The organism is Polaromonas sp. CG_9.5 (assembly GCF_035984465.1).
Lineage (GTDB): Bacteria > Pseudomonadota > Gammaproteobacteria > Burkholderiales > Burkholderiaceae_C > Polaromonas.
In genome coordinates, this window is sequence record NZ_JAXCHR010000004.1 from 83678 (window position 1) to 102584 (window position 18907).

An 18907-nucleotide genomic window follows, 5' to 3' on the forward strand; every position below is an offset into this window, starting at 1 on the left:
GCAGCAGCGCCACGATGCGCGCCGGTGTACCCTCAAGACCGCCATGCAACCTACCGAGCCACCGCCCGCCCCGCTTGCCGCGCCGTCTCTGCGGCCGGTGTTTGTCATGCTGTTTGCACTGACCACCGCTTTTGCGCTCAGCCAGGCGTATCGCACTGTTGCCACGCTCATGGCCGCACCGCTGCAGGCTGACTTTCACTTGAGCGCGCAGGCGCTGGGGCTGTTTGCCGGCGCTTTTCACTTTGCCTTTGGGGCGATGCAATTGTTCATGGGCATCGGCATTGATTTGCACGGCATCCGGCGCACGGTGCTGACGGCGTTTCCGATTGCGATTGCCGGCTCGGCGCTGTCGGCGCTGGCGACCAGCTATGGCGCGCTGGTGCTTGGGCAGGTGCTGATCGGCATTGGCTGCGCGCCGGCGTTTCTGGTGTGTACCGTGTTCATTGCGCGGCATTTGCCCAGCCACCGTTTTGCCGCCATTTCTGGGCTGACGCTGAGTCTGGGCGGCATTGGCATGCTGCTGACCGGCACACCGCTGGCCTGGCTGATTGAAGCGACTTCGTGGCGCATGGGGTTTTGGGTGCTGGGGGCGGCGGGCGCGCTGGCCTGGGGCCTGATTTACGCGCTGGTGCATGAACCGCCGCCGCCCGCAGCGCTGGCGCAGACCCGGCTGGCCCAGCCAAAAGAAACGCTGCGCCAGGCCATCGGCAAATTTGGCGCGCTGTTTTTGCTGCCGCATACGCTCGGCATCGTGCTGCTGGCGGCGGTGGGCTATGCATCGTTTATTTCGCTGCGGGGTTTGTGGCTGGGGCCGCTGTTGATTGAGCGACACGGCTTTTCGCTGGTACAAAGCGGCAACGTGGCGCTGGTGATGTCGCTGGCGTCGCTGATCAGCCCGCCATTGTTTGGCCGTTTTGACCCCGGCCCAGCGCACCGGCGGCGCTGGATTGTCGGCTTTACGCTGCTGCTGGCCAGCCTGTTTACGGTGTTTGCGCTGGCGCACGACACGCGCATTGATGTGCTCGCGCCGATGGCCATCGGCCTGCTGTCGGGCTACATGGTGCTGCAGTACGCCGACGTGCGCAGCGCCTACCCGGCGGCCATCACCGGGCGCGCAATGGCAGTTTTTACGATGGCGATGTTTTTGGGCGTGGCGCTGATGCAGTGGCTGACCGGCATCGTCGCGTCAATGGCGTCGGCCCACGGCATGGAGCCGTTCACGGCGGTGATGGCGAGCATTGCCGCGCTGCTGGTGGCCGGGGCGCTGGCGTTTACCGTGTTGCCGGGGCCGCCGCCGCTCGAAAAGCCGTGACGCGCCGCAACCGCGCCGTTGAATTCTGCCTTGACGCTACGCTTGCGGCAGCGCCAGCGTCAAACCACGCAAAGCTGCAGCCGCGCAGCTCTTCAAGCCGGGCGACGCATGCGAAACAGCTGCTCGGGGCCGACCGTGAAATAGTCAGCTGGCCCACCGGCGCGCAGGATGTGGCCGGCGGCGGCGGTGTCGTAAACGCCGTCTTTCAGCAGACTTTTCGCAATGTGCACCGCCACGACCTCCCCCAAGATCATCCAGGTCTGCACCTTGGTGCCATCGACGGCCTGAAGCTGCAAAATCTGCGTGCAGCGGCATTCAAACGCCACGGGACTTTCCAGCACGTGGGGCACGGCAACCAACCGCGATGCCGCAGGCGTCAAGCCGGCCAGTTCAAACTCGTTGACTTCGGGCGGCACAGCGGCACAGGTCTGGTTCATGGCTTCCGCCAGCGGGCGCGTCGCCAGGTTCCAGACGAATTCACGCGTTTCCTCAATGTTGCGCAACGTATCCTTGTAGCCGTTGCTGGCAAAACCGACGATGGGGGGCGTGTAGTTGAATGCGTTGAAAAAGCTGTAGGGCGCCAGGTTCAAAGATCCGCCAGCGCTGCGCGATGAAATCCAGCCAATGGGGCGTGGTCCGACTATGGCGTTGAACGGGTCGTGCGGCAGGCGGTGGCCGTCGCGGGGTTCGTAAAAATGAATGGCGTCTGACAAAAGATGCTCCGGGAAAAATTGAATGGGCAAGGCCGGCCCAGACGATACCCGACAGCGCTACCCGCGCGCAGGGCTTGCCCCGGCTTTTTTTACTGGCGGTTCGGGTTGCCGGGCCGGCGGTCAATGCGGTTGCGAACGCCATCGCCGTCCCGGTCGCGGTCAAAGCGGTCTGGAATGCCGTCGCGGTCGCGGTCGCGCGCGCCATGCCACGGACGCGGCCCGTGCATACCGGGCCGTGGCCCCTGCGGCACCACCACCACGGGCGGCGGCGCGTAGCGGCGCGGGTAGGCGTTCGGATAACCGCCCGAGCGGTACACGCCGCTGCCGTAGATGTAGACCGGTGGCGGTGCCACCACCACGGGCGCGGGCGCGACATTGCCGTAACCACCATAGCCATAAGGCCCATACGCGGGTTCCGGGTAGACCGCGCAGCCCGTCAAACCCGCAGCGCTCAAAACAAGAAATAGCGTTTTCATCATGACTCCTGAAACCCGCCCATAGAGCAGCCGGGAAATATAGTGGACAACACGCAGGTATCGCCGCTGTGTCGGCATGTGGCGCAAGTATGTCTGCGGGTTACTAGATGTGCTGGCATGGGTACACTCAAGCGCTCCTTAAAGCATAGCTGCCAGCGCATGTGCAGCCTGCGCAACAGGCACTATTTGCTTAAAAACAGCACACGGCAGCCCGCCGGCACCGCGCCAGCACGGCCAAACCCCAGGGCGCACAATCCAGGGTTCCCTGAAAGCCCTGAAAGGAAAAAATGAAACGCAGACTGTTGTTGACGATGCCGCTCTGGCTGTCTTTGGGCAGCGCCGGTTCAGCCCTGGCCAACGCCGGCAAATCGCCCGGCTACACCGTGTCTGCCGACCAGTTGCAGCAAGCCGTGGCCAAGCGTTTTCCGCTGCGTTACCCGGTCGGCGGGCTGCTCGATTTGAATGTGCAAGCACCGCGTCTGCGCCTGCTGCCCGACATCAACCGCCTGGCCACCGACATGGCCGTGCAGGCCGCCGGCCCGGTTCTGGGGCGCAGCTACAACGGCACGTTCGAGGTCGACTTCGGGCTGCGCTACGAAGCCAGCGACCAGACCATCCGCGCCCAGCAGTTGCGCGTCAGCGCCCTGCGCTTTCCCGACCTGCCGCCCGGCCCGGCCGAGCTGCTCAATGCCTACGGCCCCGCACTGGCCGAGCAAACGCTGCAAAACGTGGTGCTGCACCAGCTGCGCCCGCAAGACCTGGCCCTGCCCGACGCCATGGGGCTGCAACCCGAAAGCATCACCGTCACGCACCAAGGCCTGGCGATCAGCTTCGTCAACAAGCCCTTGCGCTAACGCCAAACGTCGCCATGACGCCTAAATTTGCGATTTCATCGCATTGCCTGTTGATACGATGCGACAAGCCATGAACCGCGTAACGGTTTCTGACAAATAATATGTACCTGATTTTTCGACATTCAAAAACCCAAGGCATTTACTATGGATTCCCAAACTCTTACCGTGTTGACCGGCGCGGCCAGTCTCGTCGTAGGCGTGCTGGCTTGCTGGCTGGTCATGCGGGGTCGCATCGCTGGCGCAGCCACCCAGGGAAATTCCAAAACCGAGGCCGAACTGGTCAAGGCCAAAGAACACATCCGGGCTCTCACTGACGCCCGCCAGGCCGCCACCACCGCCAGCGAAGCCCTGACAGCGCAAGCAGCGCAATCGCGTGAAGCACTGGCGCAGGCGCGCAAAGAGCAAGGCCAGCTGACCGAGCGGGCCGCCCAGGTCGCCAAGCTCGAAGCCGAGTTGCTGGCCCTGCAGACGCAAGAAAAAGCCAGTCAGCTGACCCTGCAGCGCTTGAAAACCAACGACGCCGACAGCAACCAGTCGCTCAAACGTGCGTCTGAGCAACTAGCGCAAGTCGAAGGCGAAAACGCAACGCTCAAGCGCAGCCTGGCCGACGTTTCCGCCACGCTCGAAGCGCTGAACGCGCGCCCCGCCATCAAGCCCGAAATGCAGGCGTCGCAACTGCCCGTGCTTGAAGCTGAAGTGCTCGAACTGCAAAGCCTGGCCAAAACCATCAAGCAAGAGTTTTTGGTGCTGCAAGAAGTGCAGCGCAACTTCACCGCCGCCTCGTCCGCCCTGCAAGACGTCAGCTGACCGCTTCATCGTCATAAGGCGGGCCCGGCCCCAGCGCCGCACAGCCCGCCTGCTGCGCTTATGGCGCGCCTTTCGCCTCTTGTGCTTTCTGGCCAGCGCCCGTCAAAAGCACAATTCCTCTGCAGGCGCTGCACCCGCCATACCCCGGCGCAAGGCCCGAACCCGCCACCGCAACCCGGCGGCACGCCTTGCGCACCCCGCCTCAACTTTCTTGCGTCCGGATTTTGTTTGCTGACGCGCAACCGCGTGCGTCAGCCAAACCGCACGGTTTAAGTGCATGATGCATGTCACAAATTGTTGATAGATGTAACCCCCTGATGGCAACCCTTATCCCCGCAATCGGCACCTGCGTGCCCCGCATGACCAACGGCGAACGCAGCTGCACCAAAAATTTCAGCTTCAAAAGCGTCGGCGTGCAGGCGCAGGGTCGCACCACCGTGCTAAAAATCAACTACCGCAACACCCGCCAGATTCTGCAAACCGCCAGCTTGATTGCCGCCGACCTGCTGACGGCGGACGACAAAGACGACGACGGCATTCCGCTGCTCAAACCCATCAGCTGCGGCCGCGACGGACAAGCGCCGCTCATCATCCGCCTGCCCAGCCTGCGCGACGAGGCTTTCGCCATTGCGGACGACCTGGCCAGCGCGCATAAAGAAGGCTTTGCCTGGGGCGACATGGCCGTGCTGGGCGCGGACTGGGCCACTATAGACCTGTGCGCCAGCACCCTGGCCCAACGCAAGCTGCCGCACCGCGTGCGCAAACGCAGCTGCGACCACAACCCCGGCGCATACGCCATTCAGTTGATGACCATGAAGGTCAGCAAAGGCCTTGAGTTCCCTGTGGTGGCGCTACCCTGCGTGGGGCACATGCCTGCGCCGGGGGAGGACGAGACGGAAGCGGCGCGGGTGTTTTATGTGGCGGCTACGCGGGTTACCCAGAGGTTGGTGATGGGGGTGGATGGAAACCGTAGTTTTGGCAAACGACTGGGACTATGACGAACATTCATACAACGACCAAGCTTGTTGAGGTAACTACCATCCAACCAGATACTTAACTAAATTAGGGGCATCTCAATGAAGACAGCGGTGATTTTTATTCACGGATTTACCGGCGGTACAGGCACTTGGCGAAATGTGGCAGGAACAAGCTTTAAGGAAATGTTAGAAGCTGATTCTCAACTTAATCAGGAGTTTGACTTCTTTGAGTATGAATATTTCACAAAAATAACAGCAATTCAACACTCCGCAGTGGTACAAAAACTACTGGCTTTAATTTCTTTCATCCCAGGTCTTCCGAAAATTGGAGGAAAGATAAAGAAAAATCAGACTATCGCCAACCTCAGTCAGGGATTCTCAACGCATCTACGTTACATACTGGGTGACTATTCATCCGTTGTGGTGATTGCTCACAGTTTGGGCGGACTTATTGCTAAAGACCAAATACTAAATTATGAAGAAGGAAATGGTCCGAAGGTCGTTGGATACGTATCTTTGGCCGTACCACATAAGGGTTCGCTAAGCGCACTTTTACTCGCCCCCACTAGCAATATAAATGCAAAGGAACTTGTTCCACTATCCGAATACTCAGATGAGCTGAATAACAAATGGACTCTACATCGAGACCACCTTCCATCGAGCTTGTACCTCATTGCACAGCATGACGAATGCGTACCCAAGACAAGTGCTATTCCTTTCACTGTCACCGCACAACAAAAAGCAGTAGTGGATCACGATCACTGCTCAATTTGCAAACCACCATCTCGCGAAGATTTGTCTTATAAAGCTGTAAGGCAATTCCTGAAAAATATCGCACATGCACAAAACATGGCAAATACTGCTAATACTGCGGCAACCACCGTAACGCCAGACTATGATAAAGAAATATTTGTATTGAAAATGATCATTTGTGACATTGGGCCAAAAGGTGTGGACGATGCAAAAGAATGCTTCTTCAACGCAGAAATTATTTCAAAAGCGGCGAATAAAAATGATGCCAAAGAGATGCTCCAATTGCAGCAAAAAGTGCTGAGCATCTACAACCAAAAATATAACGCATTCGTTGGAACGAAAAGTACACCGAATCACGTATTCGCACAAATCCATTCGGAAATAACTGCCCAAGATAGCCTCGCTTTAAAGTCCAGCTTAGTCTCACTCAATTTTTTACATAAAAAGGGGTTGTTGCATCAGCTGGCAAATAACATGGGGGAAACCGTGGTCTGGTCAGACGACGCTGACTACTTTACAAAGATAAAAAAGGCTCTGGTATGAATAAATTCGGGTTAATCGATTTCCGTGATGAGTTTTATGTCAAGCTTTTTAGAAGATGGTTGGTGATATCGCTTCTAACAAAAAATACAAAGTTAAAAGACCGCGTTTCTATTGGGAAAGCTGCATTCGTTGATTTTCTTCTATGCAACCCTACCGTTCAACAAAAGTTTCTCGCGTCGTTCGGCAAAGCACAGTTAGTTCTAAATATAGATGATTTTTTGTATCAAGACAATATTGAGTTTGGCAGCCTCCAAGATGTAGCGGATTTCTCAAAAACATGCAGCTTACTAATTAAAAATAAATATGCCTCATTTGCACGAATCGATGGAGAATTAGTCTTGCAATGCTTGATATCGCCAACTATTGACGACATCGGACTAACGCAAAGATGGCGATTAGAAATAAAGCAAGTCCTCCCTTTAATGGGGAAGTCACTCAACGTTCTGCACAACAGTATTCTGAAAGTCTCAAATGGAAACTAGCCCGTATCTTATAGTGCAGCAACTAATCGTTCACGGCAAATCAAAACTTTATATCTCAAAGTTTGAAGAGGGACTGAACTTAATCTGGGGCGACCTCGACTCCGGGAAATCTAGCATTTTGAATTTGATTGACTATTGCATGGGAGGGGGAAATAAGCACCTTCTATACGAAGAGATGGCCTCTCATGGCCGTATAGCCTTGTTAGAAGTCGATCTAAATGGGAGTGTTTTTACATTAGAACGAGACATCTTGAACGAAGATAGTCCGATAAAGGTTCACACCGGCGCATTCGACGGTCGTTTTACGACATTCCCAATGCTAATGTCAGCATCCTCAGCAAAAGAGATGCCAGACGGCTGGATTTCCGATTTCATCTTAGATACTCTTGGAATACCAAAGGTGAAGATCAAAGAATCTAGGTTACGAGAGGATTCTGATTCTGATCGTTTGAGTTTCCGTGATTTGATGAAGCTTTTGTACCTCAAGCAAACGAGGGTTGGGTCCGATGCATTATTAGACTATACAAATCCTAGTGTTTTCAATAAAAATGTGGAAATTCAAAAATTCGTATTTAATATTCATGACGACAACCTAGCTACCTTGCAATCCGATTTAGCCGCCGAACTTAATGAGCAAAAAGAATTAGGGCGAAGCGAATTATTTATTCGTAAATTCTTGCAGGATGTCGCCATTTCCGTTGATAAGCTTGAGCAAACGCATGATGAGGTAGAAAGACAGGAGTCTCGAATAAATGAGATAGACGAGGCCGTTGAGGCTGTAAAGAGAGATTTTGCGTTATCTACTGATGTTGGTCTAGAGATCTCAAACTCTGTCGGTAGAATCCGTAATGAAATAGATATACTTGATCAGACTCTTGTATCGATAGAAATAAAATATGAGAATTATGTAAAACTAAGTAATACATATAGGTTTGATTTGGATGCCATTAATCTTTCCAAGCTATCTAGATCAGTGATGCAGATATCGGAAAGTGAAAATAGAACGGTTCCGTGCCCATTGTGTGCAACTGAATTGACTCTGTCATCTGCGGTGGTTGAAGACGATGATCTAGATCATCAAATTAAGTCACTCAAGAATAGAGATGCGGGTATTCAAACTACCTTAACGCGACTACGAGAGCAGCAACAAGAAAGTTTAACAAAAAAAGGTCAGCTTACATCCATGCTTAAAGAGGCAACAAGGGGATTTGATGAAAATAACATCACAAACATTTCTCCATTGATCTCTGCCATTCAGGCACTTGAAACATCTAAAACGGCCTTAAAGGTTGAGTTAGCCCAAGCAGAACGAAATAGCGCTATAGCCCATAAATTTAAAGATATTGGTTTAAAGCTAGACATAAAAACTTCATTGATTTCAAATCTCCGACGAGCGATAAAGGCTATCCAAGATGGGTTAGTCGGGCTTGATGAAGTTATTGAGGCCCTAACAAAGCTGCTAAATATACATATGCAAAAAAGCGGCCTTCAAAAAGTCAGCAACGTGTATTTCGATAAAAAATTTATCGCGCACTTTCGAGGAATTTCCTACTACAACACATCTTCTGGTGGTGTTAGAACAATTACTTCCATTGCCACCTTTGTCAGTCGCCTAAAGTATCTATTAGTTACACCCTCTAACCTGCCAAGTTTTTTGATGATAGACACGCCGGGGCAGAATATCGGTAGGTACCGTGCAAATGACGATGATTCCGAAGTTTCTGACCCAAAAATCTATGAAAATATCTTCAAACAAATCGTAGAGGTGACGGAACACGCACGAGAAAAAGGTCGAAAGTGCCAAGTCATAATTGTTGATAACGATATGCCTGAATCCCTCATTGAGGGGGTAAATTTCCATCTTGTTAAGCGTTTTAGCAAGCAGGGTGGAGAGTTTGAAAAAGGGCTGATTAGTGACGCATGAGATGCGCGAATGCAATCGAGGTTGATTGCCATCCATTCCGCGGTTCAGCACTAGCGTTTGCCGCGCGTTGATGAGGTGCTCGCCCAGCGCCACCAAAACTGGATTAGTTAAAAGCATCCGACAGCATTTCGTGGACACTCTGCACTGCGTCCAGCCGGAGGCAAAAACCAGCCCCGCCACGGTTCCACGTTCAGTGTTCCGCCGTGGGTTGAGTGACCGTGCGACGAAAGTTTCGATCGTCCCGGATTAGTTGTATGGTCTCGGAGAGTCGTGACGTTATTCTGTCCGCTGAGGAGGAAAAAGCGCTATGGCAAACATGCTTCACGGCAGCGCCCGTACGACACCGCGAATTCGAGCCGAACTCCAAAGGTCGAAAGAAAAGACCAGCACCCTTGCCCAACGATATGGGCTAAGCCGCACCACAGTCACAAAGTGGCGCTCCCGCACTACGACTGCAGACGCACGCATGAGTCCAGCAGTGCCTAAAAGCACCGTACTGACTGCTGCCGAGGAAGCGGTAATCGTGGAGTTGCGACGAAGAACGTTGCTTCCTTTTGATGACGTAAAAGATTCGGTGTCAGATTCCCATTAAATTCAGGAATCAGGCCTTTCTCAGCTGAAGACTTGTTCCGGTATTTGCTCTTTATTTAATAGCTGCTTGCGCACGTCTTTATTGCGCTAGCAAGCTATTTGCATCGCAAATTCAAATCAAATCCACCGCCTCGCGCAACAAGTCAGCTGTCAAAGGCAATCCACGCTTTTCAAACGCAGCAATCAACGCCAGCGCGGGCCGTTCGGGATTCGTCCAGCGGGCGCGCATTTTCTTGATGGCACTCAGCGCAGGTATTTTCTGCAGTTGCAACTGGTTCATCAAAAACTCATCGGGGTGCTGCACTTCAATGCCGTAGGGTTGCAGCACAGCCGGCGGAAAATCTTTGGTGTTGAAGGTGACGATGGCGTCGGCATGGCCAACAATGGCGGCGGCCACGACATGCCGGTCGTGAGGGTCTGGCAACTCGATGCTGGGGATGAGTTTTTCGTAGTGGCTCACCAGGCAGTCGGGCACGCTGGCATTCATCACGGCCTTGGGGTCGGGTCTTGCAATAAAACACACTTGTATTTGGTACCTGTGCTTTGAAACGGCGCTGGAACACCGGATGCGCGGTGGATTCGAACTGGCAATTTTTTGTCGTCAACAGCCAAACTTGAATATTCCCGCAGCACGCTGAGGCGCATTTCCTAAAATACGCCTCAACTTTTGAGCCGCATTACCTACAATGCGGCTCATGCCCCAGCAAACGCCGCCCCCCGCACCACGCTACATCTGGCAGCACGCCGCCTGGCCCAAGCTGACGTTTGACGCTTTGGCGCTGGCGCCAGCGCTGGACCAGGCCCGGCTCGAACAAGGCAAGTTGCTGGGTTTGCTGGAGGCGATTGGCCTGGACCAGGCGCAAGAAGTGCAGCGCGAGTTGTGGGTGCAAGAGGCGCTGGCCACGGCGGCCATTGAGGGGGAGCAACTCAATCTGGCATCGGTCCGCTCGTCGGTGGCGCACCGGCTGGGTCTGGCCGATGCGCCCGGCCATGACCGCCTTGCAGACGGGCTGGTGCAGGTGATGCAGGATGCGCTGGCCAACCCTCACGATGCGCTGACGCTGGACCGCCTGTGTCGTTGGCAATCGGCCTTGTTTCCGGGGGGCACGTCCGGCATTGCGCGCATTGCCGTGGGGCGCTTGCGCGACCATGCCGACGCGATGCAGATCGTCAGCGGCGCGCCTGGGCGCGAGCGGGTGCATTACGAAGCGCCACCCTCGCACCAGGTGGCGACGGAAATGGCGCATTTTCTGGCGTGGTTCGAGGCCACCCGGCCCACCGCGAATGCGCCTGCGCTGCATGGCATCGCGCGGGCGGCGCTGGTCCATGTCTGGTTTGAGTCGATTCACCCGTTTGAAGATGGCAATGGCCGACTGGGGCGCGCTTTGGTGGACATGGCGCTGGCGCAAGACATGCAGGCGCACGATCCGACTACAAATGCCGCCCTGGTTCGCGTGTTTGGCATGGCCCGCCAGATGCTGAAAACCCGCACCGCGTATTACGACGGGCTCAACCAGGCGCAGTGCTTGCACGGCGTCAGGCTTGATGCCGCAGCCATTGACGTGACGCCCTGGATGCAGTGGTTTGTGCAGGCATTTACACAGGGCTGCATGGCCTGCCAGGCGGTCGTGCGGCAGGCGACAGAAAAGGCGGTTTTTCGCATGAAGGCGGGCCAATGCGGCTTGAATGCGCGGCAGCACAAGGTGCTGGAACGCTTGCTGGACGCAGGGCACGTGGCGCTGGGCGGCGGTTTCCTGGGCGGCATGACCAACGAGAAGTACGCCAAGATCACCGGCACATCCAAAGCCACTGCAACGCGGGATTTGACGGACCTGCTGGCCAAGGGCTTGCTGCGCGTGGAGGGCGTTGGCAAGGCGACGCGCTACGCGGTGAACGTGCCGGGTTGGCATCAGCCTGAAGTCAAGCCATAGCGTCCAAGCGTTCGTAAGATTCGGGGTCGGATTCCCATTAAATTCAGGAATCAGGTATTTCTCCGCCAAAGACTTGTCCCGGTATTTGCTCTTTATTTAATAGCTGCTTGCGCACGTCTTTATTGCGCTAGCAAGCTATTTGCATCGCAAATTTAAATCAAATCCACCGCCTCACGCAACAAGTCAGCCCTCAAAGGCAAACCACGCTTTTCGAACGCAGCAATCAACGCCAGCGCGGGCCGTTCGGGATTCGTCCAGCGGGCGCGCATTTTCTTGATGGCGCTCAGCGCGGGTATTTTCTGCAGTTGCAACTGGTTCATCAAAAATTCATCGGGGTGCTGCACTTCAATGCCGTAGGGTTGCAGCACAGTTGGCGGGAAGTCTTTGGTGTTGAAGGTGACGATGGCATCGGCATGGCCAACAATGGCGGCGGCTACGACATGCCGGTCGTCGAGGTCTGGCAACTCGATGCTGGGGATGAGTTTTTCGTAGTGGATTACCAGGCAGTCGGGCACGCTGGCATTCATCAACTCGACCACCGCCGGTAACCGGGCGGCCAGTTCGGGCCGGTCTTTGGCCAGATTACTTGTCCATTCGTCATGAATCGTCCGGCTCCATCGTGCATGGTAGAGGCTCCCCACGGCCAGGCTCAGCAAGGTGTCGCGGATCAATTGGGGATAAAGGACATTGGCATCGAGGATGGCGGTAAACCGCGACGAACCGGCCAATTAAAACTCCAAACCCAGTTCTTCAGACAGCCGGGTCAGGTCTTGCAGGGCCTGTTCAGATTTTTGCTGCTGCTCGGTTTGGTAGCGACGCAGTTCTTCAAATTCAATGCGGCGGTGGCGGTTGACCTTGCGGCATTTCAGGCGGTTCGCCTCGATTTCCTTGATGACGAAAGGACGCGACACGTTGAGAAAGTTGGCCGCTTCCTGCGTGGTCAGTTCATGCTTTTGCGGCACCAGCAGCATGGGCTCGCGTTTGGCCATTTGGCGCAGCACGTCGGCAAAGAAGCGCAAGGCGCGCGGCGGGAGTTTCAAGACCGGGGTTTCGTGCCGGGCTTCGCCGTCGAGGCCGACGTCCAGAATCACCTCGATGTGGTCAGCGTTGGAATGGTCGAGCGCAGCAACAAGGCATTGATGGGCAACGCTGGCCATTTCAGCTTCAGCTTCGCTGGCGGGGTCGAGTATTTCTTGGTTTTTCATGGCGTTTTCCTTTTAGCTGACTGTCACGATCTGACGTGAAGCAAGTTTGCTGAAATCCTATCACTCAAACGCAACAAACGAAACATTCGAATTAGATGAATTAAAAACCAGCAGACTGTGATGCGTCGCGTTTTGCTGGCAAGTGGGGAATATCCAGGGCATTGACCAGCACTCACTCTTTAATTAATAGCTGCTTACGCAGGCAGGCCGTGCGCTAGAGGCTGATTCGGCTTAAAACCTTGCGGCCAAATACGCCTGCAGCCGCCATTCAGCCCTTGGCAGTTTTCAAGGCCTTCTTGAAAGCTTTCAACGCCGCCACCTTGAACATCTGGGTGCGCCCGACTGTTGCGCTTTGGCTGAGCCGCCCGGTGGCGACGTAGCGCCGAAAGGTGGACATGGACACCTCCAGATAGTCCGCCGCCTGCGCCGCCGTGAACGCATCGTCTGCAAGATGTCCAAACAACTGCGAATGGCTTCGCCGAAAAGCAGATAGTCAGCCGGAATTGTGCGGCGATGGGTTGAAGTGCGCGGCATGGGGCTGGCGCGTGCGTCAATAGTCACCCCCCCCACAATCACTCCTGAATTAATAGCTGCTTACGACCGCTGGTAGTGCGCAAGCGGGTCATTTGGCGTTAAATTTACGCGTCTGAGCCGTTCAGGCGCGGTAATCCGGCGCGGTGCTTGACCCGCGATGAATCGCCACGGTTTTTGGCTTTGCCATGACGCAGCCCCGCCTTAACTCGCCACCCGCCACAAAACTGTTATGGGCCGCTTCGCGCCCGCTTGGCCACGCCACGCTGCCTTGGCCCGTCCTCAAGTACGATGCACAGGGTTTCATTTCGCCCTGACCGGGCTTCAACGGAGAAATTTATGTTCAGTCACGTCATGCTGGGTGTCAATGACCTGGAAGTTTCGAAGAAGTTTTACGATGCGTTGCTGGGTACGCTGGGGATTGCCCCCGGCGTTGCCAACAAGAACCGCTATTTCTACCGCAGCCCCAAAGGCACGTTTGCCATCACCACGCCGATCAATGGCGAACCGGCAACGCACGGCAATGGCACCACCATCGGGTTTGACGTAACGTCGCCGGAACAAGGCGATGCTTTTCATGCGGCGGGCGTTGCCAACGGCGGCACGACGTGTGAAGACGCACCGGGTTTTCGGGATGGCGCGGTCGGCCGGATCTACCTGGCGTATCTGCGCGACCCGGACGGCAACAAGCTCTGCGCGCTGCACCGCCCCGCCAAATAAGCCACGCGGCGGTTGCGGTTGTGCCGCGCTTGGAGTGAAGCGGGCAAACGCACCTCAAGTTTTTTCCGATGTCAGAACATGGCTTCATCGCAAAAAATGCGATGAAGCCATTTCCCAAAACTAACGAACCACCACGCGCGAATACCCGACGCCGCCGCCCTTTTCGACCCGGATTTGCGCGGAAATGCGCTCTTTCAGGCTTTCGACGTGGCTGATGACGCCAATCATTTTTCCGCTGGCGTTCAGCGTGTCCAGCGCATCGAGCGCGATGTCCAGCGTATCGCCGTCCAGCGTGCCGAAGCCTTCATCCAGAAACAGCGAATCAATCGAGGTCTTGTTGCTGACCAGATCCGACAGTGCCAGGGCCAGCGCCAGGCTGACCAGAAAGCTCTCCCCGCCCGACAGCGTGCGCGTGTCGCGCGCCACCTCGCCCTGCCAGGCATCGACGATGTCGAGTTCCAGCTCGCCCGTGGCTTTGCGGCGCAGCAAGTAGCGGCCATGCAGGCGCGCGAGATGGCGATTGGCGAGAAGCAACAAATGGTCCAGCGTCAGCCCTTGCGCAAACTTGCGGTATTTGTCGCCACGGGCCGAGCCAATCAGCCCGTCCAGCCGTTGCCAGATATCGGTTTCTGCCGTCTGCAACCTGATTTCTTCGTACAGCGCTTGCTGGCTTTCACGGCGTTTCGTGTCGCTGGCCAGCCCTTCACGGTGAGCACCGATTTGTTCGCTGAGCGTGGTGCGCTCCGTTTCCAGCGCGGCCAGCGCCGTCACGATGTCTTCCAGCAGCAAGGGCGTGAGCGCTTGCGCTGTCAGCCGCGCTTGTTTGCCTTGAGCGTCGCGCAACAGCGCATCGGCTTGCTGCTGGGCAGAATGCAGCGCTTCCTTGAATTGCGTCAGCCGCTGGCGTTCTTCAGCTGGTAACAACGCGGCGATGTAAGCGGCCAGGTCGGCGAACGGGCTGGCGGCAAGCGCGCTTTGCCACGTCGCGGCGGCTTCGGTCAAGCTCAAGCGCTGCCGGACGAGGTCGGCATCAACCTGGGTTTTTTGGCCTTGCAGTGCGGCAATGGTTTGCTTCAGCCGGCTGGCTTCGTGGGCGCACAGTGCGAGGGCGGCGGGCAAGTCATCAGTGGCACTGAACGTGAAATCGGCCCACGGCGCGGCCTGTTCGCCAGCGCTGGCGCGCAAACTTTCCCATTGCACTTGCCACAAGCCGGCTTTTTCCTGCGCGGCTTCGCACTGGCTTTGCTGGCGCGTCAGGGTTTGCGCAAGGGCTTGCAATTGCGTCTGGGTGGATTGCCAGTCTTGCCATTCGTTTTCGCGCTGCTGCAACCACGGTGCGGATTCCGGCGGCACGCTGAAACCGGCTTCTGCCAGCGTGGCGTTTAACCGCGTTTCCAGTTCAAACAATTCCTGCTGGCGCGCTTGCGCGCTTGTCAGCAGTTCGGCTTGCCGTTCCTGTCCGGTCGTTATGGTTTGCTGCAACAGGGCCAACTGGTTGCGGGCGGTTTGCAGCGATTGGGCGTGGTCGTTGCAGGACTGCCGGGCGCGGTGCAGCGTTTGTTCACCCTGCTCTGCCGCCTGCACTTGTTGGGCAATATGGGCCAGCGCCTGCTCGATGGCTTCGCGTCGGGCACGCAGGCGGGCGGCATCTTGCCAGTCGTCTGCACCGGGCAGCGGGCCGGATGCGCTGGGGCTGATCAGCGCGACCTGTTCGTGCCATGCCGTCTGGCTGTCGGCGATCTGCTGGGTATTTTTTTCTTGCTGCGTCAGCCATCCGGCTTGGGTGGCGCGGCTGGTGGCCAGTGCATCTCTCGCATCCTGGCCTTGCTTGACCAGCGCGTCCAGCGCTGACTGCGTTTCCTTCAACGCGGCTTCTGTCGATGAAACGTCCAGCGCCTGATAGGCGGCAATGGCGGGATGCGCCAGTGAGCCGCAGAGCAAACAAGCTTGCCCCGGCTGCAGCGTCCGGCGATGCGCTTCCAGGCTCTGGATGCGGCGCTCCTGTTCGAGCAACTTTTGTTTGTCCTGCACCTGCACGCTCATATTTTTGTGCTGTTCGCGCAAGGCGGTCAGCGCTTTGTCCTGCGCTTCAATGCTGGTCTGGCCGGACTGCAGTTGCGCTGCCAGCGTAGTTTGCTGGCCCGCCAGTTCACGGCGTTGCCGCGCCAGCGCTTCGAGCTGCTGCCAGTGGCTCAAGCTGTTCTGCCCGGATTGCCCCTGCTGGCGCAAGGCGGCCAGCGTTTGCCCGGCCAAGCGCCCGGTTTGTTCGGCTTCGGCCTGCTGCTGCGCGGTGTCGGCGGCGGTACTGGCTTGTTCTGCGGTAGCCACTGCCACGTTGTGGGTGACGAGCTGGCGGCTGCGTTCGGCTTGTTCGTCCTCCAGTTTTTGCGCAGCCACTTGCTGCGCCGCCACGGCCTGCTGCAGCTTTTGGCGTTGGTCAAACTGCTGCTGCCAGGCACCCAGGCGTTCGCCCAGTCTGGCGCGTTGCGAATTGGCGGCGCAAAAGTCGTCAAGCTGCTGGCGTTGTTGCTCTGTGCGCTGCAACTGCGATTGCGCCTGTTCAGCGATGCGCGCGGCGATAGCGTGGGCGCTGTGGTGTTGCTGGTAATGCGCGGCCTGCTGGCTTTCGTGCTCGCCGTGCAGCATCTGCAGCGTGTTTTCGCTGGTGCTGCAGGCGGTTTCGGCGTGTTGCCACGCCTGATGCAGCGGTTGCAGCGCCTGCGCCGGTTCGCTGTCGGCCAAGCGGCGCAATTGCGGGGCGGCGGCATCCAGCGCGGCGTCGGCGGCCATGCGGTTTTGTTCGGCCGCCTGGGCGTCGTGTTCGCTCTGCGCCAGATCGAGCCGCCACTGGCGCTGGGCCTGCGTGTTCTGGTGCTGACGCTGCACATCAACCAGTTCGGTGCCAAGGCGGATCACTTCGTTTTGCATGGCTTCGCGCGCCTCAGCCGACAACAACTCCATGCCTTGCGCGCGTGCCTTGAGCTGCGCCAGCTGATTGCGGGCGAGACTCGCCTGCTCATACACTTTTCTGGAAATATCACCGTAGATTTCGGTGCCGGTCAGCTCTTCCAGCAGTTCAGCGCGCTCATTGGCGCTGGCGTTCAGGAACGCTGCAAAGCCGCCTTGTGCCAGCAGCATGGACTTGGTGAAGCGCGGAAAATCAAGACCGGTTATTTTCTCAATGTGCTTGAGCTTTTCGATGCTTTTTTCGGTGAGTATTTTGCCGTCGCCGGTCGCTAACTCAACTTTCGGTGCTTGCAGCGCGCCGCCCACTTTGCCATGCGCGCAGCGCTGGCTCCAGAAAGCGCGGTACACCGTGCCCTTGACCTCAAACTCCACCTCGGCCAGACAGTCGGCGGTGTGGCGCGTCATAAGGTCGTTGACGGACGCGGAGATGCTATCGAGGCGTGGTGTCTTGTGGTACAGCGCCAGGCAAATGGCGTCGAGCAGCGTTGACTTGCCCGCGCCGGTCGGGCCGGTGATGGCAAACAGGCCGTTGTCCACGAACGGTGCCTGGGTGAAATCGATTTTCCATTCGCCCTTGAGCGAATTGAGGTTTTTAAGGCGCAGACTGAGGATTTTCATGCGTCGCTTTCTTGCAAACCGGCGACGATGGCGCGGTAGCGGGTGCGCAACTCGCGTTGCAAATCTGGCGTCAGTTCTTCTTGCGCCAGGCGGCGGTCAAACACATCGTGCGGCGTCAACTCGTCCAGGGTTTCATTGGCTTGGCCAGCCAGCCGGGCGGCTTCGTTGCCGCGCTGACGGCGCATGCGCAGCACCTCGACCGGCAGCCCGGCGGTCAGCGCCTCGATGCGTACCGACAAGTCGGCCAGATAGTCGTCTTCGGCCACCGTCACGTCCAGCCAGACCGGGCGATCAAGCGTGCCATCGACGGCGGCGGCGCGAATCGCTGCGGCCAGCGCGGCCAGGTTGCCCGCAACCGAGGCCAGCGCCTGAAAACGCGGCACGGGCAAGGGCGTGATGGTTTGCAGGCCGCTGGCGTCCAGGTCGACCAGCAGCACCTGCTTTTGCTGGCGCGCCTCGTCAAAACTGAGCGGAATCGGCGAACCGCAGTAGCGAATATAGTCCAGCCCGCCGACGGTTTGCGGCTGGTGGATATGGCCCAGGGCGATGTAGTCGACCGGCGGAAAGGCGCTGGTCGGAAAGGCGTTCAACGCGCCGATATAGATTTCGCGCACCGACTCGCTGGTGCTGGCGCCGACGGTCGTCAGGTGGCCAGTGGCAATCAGCGGCAGCTTGCGGCCCAGCGCAAGTTCCAGCGCGGCGCGGCGGGCGCTGGCGGCGTCGAACACGTCGCGGTAATGCCCTTGAATCGCCAGTTGCAAGGCGTGCTGCTTGTCGTCGGCGCTTTGCCCGGCCTGGCTTTGCAGCACATCGCGCGGGCGAATGAAGGGAATGGCGCAGACCACGCAGCCGGCTTCGCCTTGCGCGCCCGGCGCGCCGCGTTTCGGCAACACGACGACCTGCGCCTCTGGCTGCCCGGCTGCGGCGACCACCGTGGAAGTCAAGCAGGCCAGCAGCGCGCGGCTTTCGCCCAGCGTGGCCACCGAGTCATGGTTGCCGGCCAGCAGCAGCAACGCCACGCCCGCCCCGTGCAGGCGCACCACCAGCTGGTTGTACAACTCGCGTGCATAGCTGGGCGGCGTGCCGGTGTCGAAAATATCGCCCGCAATCAGCACCGCATCGACTGCATGCGCCTCGACCTGGAGCAGCAACCAGTCGATCAACGCCTGGTGTTCGGCCTGGCGGCTCTTGGCCATGAAGTGCTGGCCGAGATGCCAGTCAGAAGTGTGGAGGATGCGCATGCGTCAAAGAGAAGTAGGAGGATTCGGGCTAGCTTACAGGGTCATTTGCCAGCAAGTTCAACCGGGTTGGCTGCGCAGTTGCCTGAGCAGGGTGACGTTTTTCCTGCGGTCGGCATCGCCAATGGCGGCACCACTTTTGAAAACCTGCCGGGGTTTGGGAAGGCGCGGCGCAAAGGAAGTCTCTGGCTTGTCAGCGAGAGCCTACGGCGAAAAGATCTGCGCGTTGCACCGGCCCGCCTGAAGGGACGAGCCCGGGCGCGCC

At 57.5% G+C, this 18907-nt stretch carries 16 protein-coding genes and 2 pseudogenes; 10 read left to right on the forward strand and 8 right to left on the reverse strand.

The genetic code is table 11. The features are described 5' to 3' along the window. The first annotated feature begins 43 nt into the window (after positions 1-43). Positions 44-1312: an MFS transporter gene (locus RCH06_RS04430; protein ID WP_327080225.1), complete on the forward strand. Its 1269-nt coding sequence runs from the start codon at positions 44-46 to the stop codon at positions 1310-1312. Positions 1313-1404: 92 nt separating this feature from the next. Here RCH06_RS04430 and RCH06_RS04435 read toward each other — a convergent pair whose 3' ends face one another. After that, positions 1405-2025 carry a flavin reductase family protein gene (locus RCH06_RS04435; RefSeq protein WP_327080226.1) on the reverse strand — a complete coding sequence of 207 codons (621 nt, stop codon included), beginning with the start codon at positions 2023-2025 and terminating at the stop codon, positions 1405-1407. Between the two features lie 89 nt (positions 2026-2114). Then, complete coding sequence (locus RCH06_RS04440; RefSeq protein WP_327080227.1) at positions 2115-2501, reverse strand: hypothetical protein; 387 nt, start codon at positions 2499-2501, stop codon at positions 2115-2117. 287 nt (positions 2502-2788) lie between these two features. Here RCH06_RS04440 and RCH06_RS04445 point away from each other — a divergent pair, with 287 nt between their 5' ends. The 7 genes and pseudogenes from RCH06_RS04445 to RCH06_RS04475 all read left to right on the forward strand — a co-directional run. Further along, a complete protein-coding gene (locus RCH06_RS04445; RefSeq protein WP_327080228.1) occupies positions 2789-3355 on the forward strand; it encodes a DUF1439 domain-containing protein in 567 nt (188 codons plus the stop codon). Between the two features lie 144 nt (positions 3356-3499). Next, positions 3500-4162: a hypothetical protein gene (locus tag RCH06_RS04450; RefSeq protein ID WP_327080229.1), complete on the forward strand. Its 663-nt coding sequence runs from the start codon at positions 3500-3502 to the stop codon at positions 4160-4162. A gap of 374 nt (positions 4163-4536) precedes the next feature. After that, a pseudogene (locus RCH06_RS04455) lies at positions 4537-5160 on the forward strand (3'-5' exonuclease); the annotation flags it as partial. 90 nt (positions 5161-5250) lie between these two features. Then, positions 5251-6435, forward strand: coding sequence for an ABC-three component system protein (locus RCH06_RS04460; protein WP_327080230.1), 1185 nt, complete (start codon positions 5251-5253; stop codon positions 6433-6435). Beyond that, positions 6432-6917: a hypothetical protein gene (locus RCH06_RS04465; RefSeq protein ID WP_327080231.1), complete on the forward strand. Its 486-nt coding sequence runs from the start codon at positions 6432-6434 to the stop codon at positions 6915-6917. Before RCH06_RS04460 ends, RCH06_RS04465 begins: the two co-directional genes overlap by 4 nt. Next, positions 6907-8841 (forward strand): AAA family ATPase, encoded by a 1935-nt coding sequence (locus RCH06_RS04470; protein ID WP_327080232.1) that lies wholly within the window; start codon positions 6907-6909, stop codon positions 8839-8841. The genes RCH06_RS04465 and RCH06_RS04470 overlap by 11 nt, the downstream gene beginning before the upstream one ends. A 307-nt stretch (positions 8842-9148) precedes the next feature. After that, a pseudogene (locus RCH06_RS04475) lies at positions 9149-9406 on the forward strand (IS481 family transposase); the annotation flags it as partial. 138 nt (positions 9407-9544) lie between these two features. On the opposite strand, the gene RCH06_RS04480 reads toward RCH06_RS04475, so the two are convergent. Continuing rightward, positions 9545-9919 (reverse strand): hypothetical protein, encoded by a 375-nt coding sequence (locus RCH06_RS04480; RefSeq protein ID WP_327080233.1) that lies wholly within the window; start codon positions 9917-9919, stop codon positions 9545-9547. Positions 9920-10127: 208 nt separating this feature from the next. Here RCH06_RS04480 and RCH06_RS04485 point away from each other — a divergent pair, with 208 nt between their 5' ends. Then, positions 10128-11363 (forward strand): Fic family protein, encoded by a 1236-nt coding sequence (locus tag RCH06_RS04485; RefSeq protein WP_327080234.1) that lies wholly within the window; start codon positions 10128-10130, stop codon positions 11361-11363. Between the two features lie 152 nt (positions 11364-11515). Here the strand turns inward: RCH06_RS04485 and RCH06_RS04490 are convergent, their stop codons facing one another. The 3 genes from RCH06_RS04490 to RCH06_RS04500 all read right to left on the reverse strand — a co-directional run bounded on the left by RCH06_RS04490 (position 11516) and on the right by RCH06_RS04500 (position 13031). Beyond that, complete coding sequence (locus RCH06_RS04490) at positions 11516-12091, reverse strand: PIN domain-containing protein (RefSeq protein WP_327080235.1); 576 nt, start codon at positions 12089-12091, stop codon at positions 11516-11518. Next, positions 12092-12568 carry a helix-turn-helix domain-containing protein gene (locus tag RCH06_RS04495; protein ID WP_327080236.1) on the reverse strand — a complete coding sequence of 159 codons (477 nt, stop codon included), beginning with the start codon at positions 12566-12568 and terminating at the stop codon, positions 12092-12094. It abuts the gene before it with no gap. 268 nt (positions 12569-12836) lie between these two features. Further along, positions 12837-13031, reverse strand: coding sequence for a helix-turn-helix domain-containing protein (locus RCH06_RS04500; RefSeq protein ID WP_327080237.1), 195 nt, complete (start codon positions 13029-13031; stop codon positions 12837-12839). 407 nt (positions 13032-13438) lie between these two features. Between RCH06_RS04500 and RCH06_RS04505 the strand changes: the two genes are divergently transcribed. Further along, complete coding sequence (locus RCH06_RS04505; RefSeq protein WP_327080238.1) at positions 13439-13819, forward strand: VOC family protein; 381 nt, start codon at positions 13439-13441, stop codon at positions 13817-13819. 120 nt (positions 13820-13939) lie between these two features. Here RCH06_RS04505 and RCH06_RS04510 read toward each other — a convergent pair whose 3' ends face one another. Both RCH06_RS04510 and sbcD read right to left on the reverse strand, forming a co-directional pair. After that, positions 13940-17404 (reverse strand): AAA family ATPase, encoded by a 3465-nt coding sequence (locus RCH06_RS04510; protein ID WP_327080239.1) that lies wholly within the window; start codon positions 17402-17404, stop codon positions 13940-13942. Next, positions 17401-18645 (reverse strand): exonuclease subunit SbcD, encoded by a 1245-nt coding sequence (gene sbcD, locus RCH06_RS04515; RefSeq protein ID WP_327080240.1) that lies wholly within the window; start codon positions 18643-18645, stop codon positions 17401-17403. Before sbcD ends, RCH06_RS04510 begins: the two co-directional genes overlap by 4 nt. Between the last annotated feature and the right edge of the window lie 262 nt (positions 18646-18907).

Excerpts from the sequence above, each read along its gene's own strand:
- RCH06_RS04430 (WP_327080225.1), top strand. The coding sequence starts at position 44 with ATGCAACCTACCGAGCCACCGCCCGCCCCGCTTGCCGCGCCGTCTCTG.
- RCH06_RS04440 (WP_327080227.1), bottom strand. The coding sequence starts at position 2,501 with ATGAAAACGCTATTTCTTGTTTTGAGCGCTGCGGGTTTGACGGGCTGC.
- RCH06_RS04445 (WP_327080228.1), top strand. The coding sequence starts at position 2,789 with ATGAAACGCAGACTGTTGTTGACGATGCCGCTCTGGCTGTCTTTGGGC.
- RCH06_RS04450 (WP_327080229.1), top strand. The coding sequence starts at position 3,500 with ATGGATTCCCAAACTCTTACCGTGTTGACCGGCGCGGCCAGTCTCGTC.
- RCH06_RS04465 (WP_327080231.1), top strand. The coding sequence starts at position 6,432 with ATGAATAAATTCGGGTTAATCGATTTCCGTGATGAGTTTTATGTCAAG.
- RCH06_RS04470 (WP_327080232.1), top strand. The coding sequence starts at position 6,907 with ATGGAAACTAGCCCGTATCTTATAGTGCAGCAACTAATCGTTCACGGC.
- RCH06_RS04480 (WP_327080233.1), bottom strand. The coding sequence starts at position 9,919 with ATGAATGCCAGCGTGCCCGACTGCCTGGTGAGCCACTACGAAAAACTC.
- RCH06_RS04485 (WP_327080234.1), top strand. The coding sequence starts at position 10,128 with ATGCCCCAGCAAACGCCGCCCCCCGCACCACGCTACATCTGGCAGCAC.
- RCH06_RS04495 (WP_327080236.1), bottom strand. The coding sequence starts at position 12,568 with ATGAAAAACCAAGAAATACTCGACCCCGCCAGCGAAGCTGAAGCTGAA.
- RCH06_RS04505 (WP_327080238.1), top strand. The coding sequence starts at position 13,439 with ATGTTCAGTCACGTCATGCTGGGTGTCAATGACCTGGAAGTTTCGAAG.
- RCH06_RS04510 (WP_327080239.1), bottom strand. The coding sequence starts at position 17,404 with ATGAAAATCCTCAGTCTGCGCCTTAAAAACCTCAATTCGCTCAAGGGC.
- sbcD (WP_327080240.1), bottom strand. The coding sequence starts at position 18,645 with ATGCGCATCCTCCACACTTCTGACTGGCATCTCGGCCAGCACTTCATG.